A 4,609-nucleotide genomic window follows, 5' to 3' on the forward strand; every position below is an offset into this window, starting at 1 on the left:
AGCGCGAGAGGCCGAGATGCCGCACCAGCAGCGTGAACACGGCGCTCTCGGAGGTCTCGAAACGGCGGGAGAGTTCGGCCTGGATCTCGTCGCGGATCAGCCGCGCGCCGCGCCCGGCGGTAAAGCCCTGGGCCGTGCAGCGCAGCACATGGCGCAGGAAATCCACACATTCCCCCTCGCCCAGGGCGTCGTCCAGCCGCTCGCCATAGCGGATGCGCCCGGAGGCGGCACGGTGCACCGCATCGTACACCAACTCTGCCCCGCCGAGTTCGAGGAAGGCGCGATGCCCGTAATCATGCGCCGCCGCCCAGCTGAGCAGGCCGATGGCGGCGTTCTTGCCGAGGAAAATCTGCAGCGCCTTGCGAGCCTTGTTCCAGTCGATGAGGAAGACCAGCCGCGAGCCGAGGACCTCCATGAAGGCAAGGCGCCTGTCCGCATCTGCGGCGGCGAACCGGCCATTGATGAGGTAGAACGCCTCCTCCTCCAGCCCCTTGGCCTGGCGCGGGTTGAGCGGGCTCCATTCCACGCCTTGGCCCGCGAACATATCGATGAAGAACTTCGCGCGCGGGCGGTGGATATCGGTATAGGTGACCGTCACCTCGGCGTCCGTGACATGCACCACCAGCACATGCGCCTCGGTGGTGCCGATATCGTTCTGGATGATGAGATGCGCGGCGCCGCGCACCGCCGTGGTGCCCAGCCCCGGATGCCCGAAGGCGAGCGGCGCGGTGCGGTGCAGCCCGCGCATGAAGGCGCGCACGGCGTGGCGGTCATCGTCGGTCAGCCCGTGCACCATGGCGCCGTCCAGGTTCTCGGCGGCGGTGCTGGCGGCGAGCTGGTTCAGCGCCTTGTGCAGATCCATCACCAGCGCGTGGAACTTGTCGCCATTCTCGCGGCTGGCGCTGGTGAGCGCGCCGATCCGGCTGAGCGCGATCTCATCCGCTGCTTGAGAGGCGAGGGCGGGCTGCAGCGCCTGCACCCGCGCGGCCAGCGCATCGGCTTCGGCCGTGGCGGCGGTGACCAGCGGGGCCAGCATGGCGTCCAGGTCGGTCTTCAGCCCGCCGAGCAGCGCCCCGGCGCCGGGGAGGAACAGCGTATCCGGCCCCAGCAGCTTGGCCTGGCCGAGCGCGGTTTCCGGCATTTCGGCATCAAGCCCGGCGGCGCGCAGCTCCGGCGCGAAGCCCCGCGCCGCGCGTGCCGGCTCCCGCGCCTTGGCCGCGGCCTCCTGCATCAGGGACAGGCGCAGTTTTATCCTGTCATTGGCCGCCAGCGCCGCGCTGATCAGCCCGGGGAGGAGCACCTCGCTCTCGCCCAAAACTCCGACAATTCCACTTTTTACAGTCACGATTGTTCTCCCGCCGCCTGGGTAGCTTAATTATCGCAGTCGGGCTTTGCGTTAGGTCATAGGTCGAGAGTGAAGTTTCTGTGACTGTATGGTGTCAGCCCAGCGCGTATTCGGCTTCCGGCGTGTAGGTCGGCTGGTCCTTGCCGAGGAAGGAGCTGAACAGCGTGACATTATCGGCACGGATGAGCGCGGAGCGGTACAGATTATTCGCCTGCACGAAGCTGGTGAGCGATGGCGTCACGTTCATGTCCATCCGCGCCAGCGTGACATGCGGGGTGAATCTGCGCTTCTCCGGCGCGAGGCCGCAGCGGTTCAGCGCTGTTTCCACCTTGGTCTGCAGCCGGGCCAGATCCTCGTTGCGCTCGACGCCGACATAGAGCGTGTTCACCCGCCCGTTCTTCTCGAACCAGCCGAGCCCGGAGAGCGAGAACTGGAAGCTGCGCCCGCGTAAGGAGGCGAGGGCGAGGTCGATCTCCTCGGCCTGGAGGCGGTTGGCTTCGCCGATGAAGCGCAGGGTGAGGTGGAAATTATCCGTGGGAACCCAGCGCGCCCCGGGCAGGTTGCAAGACAGATCGCTGAGCTCTTCTTTCACCTCCCAGGGGAGGTCGAGGGCAACGAACAGGCGCATGGTCCGGCCTTTCTGCAAAAAATTCAGCGACTCGCTTGAGATAATTTTGCAATACCCGGCTTTGCCCGGTCAATAATTATATCGGCGCGGTGGCGGCCTCCAACCAGGCGCGGGCGGGGTTGTCGAGCTGCGGGGCCAGCGCCTCGTAAACATGGGCGTGGTAGGCGTTGAGCCAGTCCAGCGCCTCCGGGGAGAGCAAGGCGGGCTCGATCAGCGCGCGGTCGAACGGCACCAGCGTCAGCGTCTCGAAGCGCAGGAACGGCTTCAGCGCTTTGGGGAAAAGCGCGGGCTGCACCAGCACCAGGTTTTCCAGGCGAATCCCATAGGCGCCCGGCAAATAATAGCCCGGCTCGTTGGAGAGGATCATTCCCGCTGCCAACGGCACGGGCTTCGCCGCGCGGGAGATGCTGGCCGGTCCCTCATGCACCGAAAGATACGAGCCGACGCCATGGCCGGTGCCGTGGTCGTAATCGAGCCCCGCGCGCCAGAGTTCGGCGCGGGCGAAGGCGTCCAGATGTCCGCCCGCCACGCCCGCGGGGAACACGGCGCGGGCGAGGGCGATATGCCCGGCCAGCACGCGGGTGACATTGGCGCGGATCTCCGGGGTCGCTTCGCCCGGCCCGGTCCAGATGGTGCGGGTGATGTCCGTGGTGCCGTCCAAATACTGACCACCGCTGTCGATGAGATAGACCTCATTGGGGCGGATGGCGCGGTCGCTTTCCGGCGTGACGCGGTAATGGATGATGGCGCCATGCTCGCCCGCCCCGGAGATGGCCGCGAAGCTCTCGCCCTTGAACAGTTCGCCTTGGGCCCGGAACTGGAGCAGTTTGGCGGCCGCCGAGAGTTCGGTCTCACCCTGGGCCTGGCTCAGCCAGGCGAGGAACTTCACCATCGCCACGCCGTCGCGCAGGTGCGCGGCCCGCGCGCCCGCCTGCTCGGTGGGGTTTTTCAGCGCCCGGGGCAGGGCAACCGGGTCCGGCCCGGCGGCAATGTTCGCGCCTGCCTCGCGCAGCGCGGCCTCGAACCAGACGGGCTGGGTGGCGGGGTCAAGGTGCACCGTCTTGTCCTTGAGCGCCGCGATCTCGGCGGGCAGGGCGGCGCGATCCAGCACCGTCACCTCGGGGCCGAGATGCGCGCGCAGGGCGGGCGTCACCTTCTCCGGGGCCATGAAGATCAGCGCCGAGGCATCGTCGCGCAGCAGCGCGTAGCCGAGGGCGAAGGGGCAGAATTCGAGGTCCGCGCCGCGGATGTTGAACAGCCAGGCGAGCGAGGCCGGGTCCGTGAGGATGGCGGCATTCTGCCCGGCTTCACGCAGCTTTGCCGCCAGACGGGCGCGCTTGGCCGCAGCGCTTTCGCCTGCATATTCCTCCGGGTGTGGCACGGCCGGGGCCAGAGGCGGGGCAGGGCGGTCCGCCCAGATTTCGTCGATGGGATTGCTCTGTACCGGCACCAGTTCCACCCCGGCGAAGCGCTTCAGCCCCTCCGGGCTGATCAGCCAGGGGTCGTAGCCGATGCGCTTGCCCTCGGCGTGGGCGCGCAGCCAAGCTTCCGGCTTGTCCTCGATGATATGCCGGCGCTCCCACAAATCCGGGTCGGTCTCCTGCTGCAGTTGCAGCGTGTAGCGGCCATCGGAGAACACTGCCGCCTCCCCGGCTAGCACGATGGCCAGCCCCGCGCTGCCGGTGAAGCCGGTAATCCAGGCCAGGCGATCGGCGCAGGGCGGTACATATTCGCCGAGATATTCATCGGCCCGGGGGATGATGAACCCGTCCAACCCCGTGGCGGCGAGGCAGGCGCGCAGCGCGGCCAGGCGGTTTTTATGTTCTGACGACATGCTACAACCTCATGACATGCGATCGTTGCAATGCTGCATCGCCGCAAAAGACGCACAAAAAAACGCCATTCTGCGCTATAAGAAGGCGCGCGGAGAGCAAGATCTCCCCATGTCTGGAGTGCTGCTGGGTCGTGGTGACTCGGCCGCTCCCCGATAAAACAGGTGAATCATGTTTACGACTATCCATAACCCGACCACCCTGGGCAAGCTCGGGGCGCTCATTTTCGCGCGCCAGGCGCCGATTATGAATGCTGAGCGGCACGACACGCTGCTCAACCGGTTCCGGGCCTGGCGTGAGCGCCGCGCGGTTGCGGCGGAACTGAACCAGCTTTCCGACCGCTGCCTGGCCGATATCGGCCTGACGCGCCAGGGTATCGACGAGATGCTGCGCGTCTCCCGGTAACGCTGTAGCGCCACAATGCTCACTGACACCTCGGGCACAACGTGGGTCTATGACGTTGTGCGGCAGTGGGTGGTAGACCCGAGCGACACGGCAGTCCTCGACGCGACGCGCGCTCCCATGTTGACGCTGACGACGTGCAACCCGCGTTTCGAGGCCACGTCGCGGCTGGTAGTCAGAGCGGCTCTTCTGGAGCGGGTACCCCACGGGGCAAAGGTGCCCACCGAGGCGGCGGCTGTCGCCGTGGGCCACCGGCAGCCGGTCAGTGCCACGGGCTCCGCCACGGGACCAGCACAGGCGTCCACCCTGACCCCGGCGGCCCAAGGCCCAGGCGCGGCCCAAACGTCGGCTCCACACCCAAAGGGCACCACCGGGGCCGTGAAGGCGGGCCCTGCTCCGGCG

The 4,609-nt window shown here is 67.3% G+C and carries 5 protein-coding genes; 2 read left to right on the forward strand and 3 right to left on the reverse strand.

All coding sequences use genetic code 11. From position 1 onward, the window contains the following. From ACLPJJ_RS11755 to ACLPJJ_RS11765, 3 genes are all read right to left on the reverse strand, one after another. Positions 1–1,345: hypothetical protein (locus tag ACLPJJ_RS11755; RefSeq protein ID WP_443591164.1), on the reverse strand; the 1,345-nt coding region annotated here is incomplete at its 3' end. Between the two features lie 94 nt (positions 1,346–1,439). After that, positions 1,440–1,973 (reverse strand): RNA 2',3'-cyclic phosphodiesterase, encoded by a 534-nt coding sequence (thpR, locus tag ACLPJJ_RS11760; RefSeq protein WP_443591165.1) that lies wholly within the window; start codon positions 1,971–1,973, stop codon positions 1,440–1,442. 76 nt (positions 1,974–2,049) lie between these two features. After that, complete coding sequence (locus ACLPJJ_RS11765) at positions 2,050–3,807, reverse strand: aminopeptidase P family protein (protein WP_443591166.1); 1,758 nt, start codon at positions 3,805–3,807, stop codon at positions 2,050–2,052. A gap of 169 nt (positions 3,808–3,976) precedes the next feature. Here ACLPJJ_RS11765 and ACLPJJ_RS11770 point away from each other — a divergent pair, with 169 nt between their 5' ends. After that, on the forward strand, positions 3,977–4,210 hold the full coding sequence (locus tag ACLPJJ_RS11770; RefSeq protein ID WP_443591167.1) for a DUF1127 domain-containing protein: 234 nt from the start codon (positions 3,977–3,979) through the stop codon (positions 4,208–4,210). Positions 4,211–4,225: 15 nt separating this feature from the next. Then, the coding region (locus tag ACLPJJ_RS11775; protein WP_443591168.1) for a sortase at positions 4,226–4,609 on the forward strand (384 nt) is incomplete at its 3' end.

It is taken from the genome of Acidocella sp. (assembly GCF_052326845.1).
Classification (GTDB): Bacteria; Pseudomonadota; Alphaproteobacteria; order Acetobacterales; family Acetobacteraceae; genus Acidocella.

What these genes read in the sequence shown, in the direction of transcription:
- ACLPJJ_RS11765 (WP_443591166.1), bottom strand. Translation starts at nt 3,807, where the DNA reads ATGTCGTCAGAACATAAAAACCGCCTGGCCGCGCTGCGCGCCTGCCTC.
- thpR (WP_443591165.1), bottom strand. Translation starts at nt 1,973, where the DNA reads ATGCGCCTGTTCGTTGCCCTCGACCTCCCCTGGGAGGTGAAAGAAGAG.
- ACLPJJ_RS11770 (WP_443591167.1), top strand. Translation starts at nt 3,977, where the DNA reads ATGTTTACGACTATCCATAACCCGACCACCCTGGGCAAGCTCGGGGCG.